We start from the raw sequence: 639 nt of genomic DNA, 5'->3' as shown, positions 1-639 counted from the left end.
CCAGAATGTACCGGCGAGCTCCGACGAATGTGCCCGAGTAGCTCGGCTCCACGCCTGCTTCGATCGCAGCTTTGGACTCAGAGAGGGTGAGCCGGGAGTGGACCGGAACGAAGGGGGTCTCATCGGTGTACAGGATCCAGTCCCTGTCTTTTTTCGGCAGGTCCCGCCACGGCACATCGACGTCGTAACCGAGCGCAACCAGCACGTCACGCAGCTGGTGGCCGTGCCACGCGGTCGGCCAGGAAGCGATGGCGCGTTCGCGGATGGTGAGCGAGGGGTCCGGGACCATCTGCTGCTCGTTCACCGCGTACACGCGGCCGATGCCGTGGCATTCCGGGCAGGCCCCTTGGACCGTGTTCGCGGAGAAGTCCTCCGCATACAACATCGGCTGCCCATCCGGATAGTCCCCGGCCCTCGAGTACAGCATCCGCACCAAGCTCGACAACGTGGTGATGCTACCCACGGTCGATCGGGCATTCCCTCCACCGCGCTGCTGCTGCAGGGCGACCGCCGGCGGCATCCCCGTGATCGAGTCGACATCGGGCACTCCCGCCTGATCGATCAGGCGGCGGGCGTATGGTGCGACCGATTCCAAATAGCGTCGCTGCGACTCGGCGTACAGCGTCCCGAACGCCAGCG

General features: G+C 65.7%; 1 pseudogene. It reads right to left on the bottom strand.

The features are described from left to right. Positions 1 to 637: pseudogene (locus tag KZA10_RS16980) on the bottom strand (excinuclease ABC subunit A); the annotation flags it as partial. Positions 638 to 639 lie beyond the last annotated feature (2 nt).

The organism is Microbacterium sp. BF1 (assembly GCF_019279095.1).
Taxonomy (GTDB): Bacteria; Actinomycetota; Actinomycetes; order Actinomycetales; family Microbacteriaceae; genus Microbacterium; species Microbacterium maritypicum.
The sequence above is the reverse complement of the archived record's forward strand: the minus strand, read 5'-3'. Positions and strand labels throughout refer to the sequence as shown.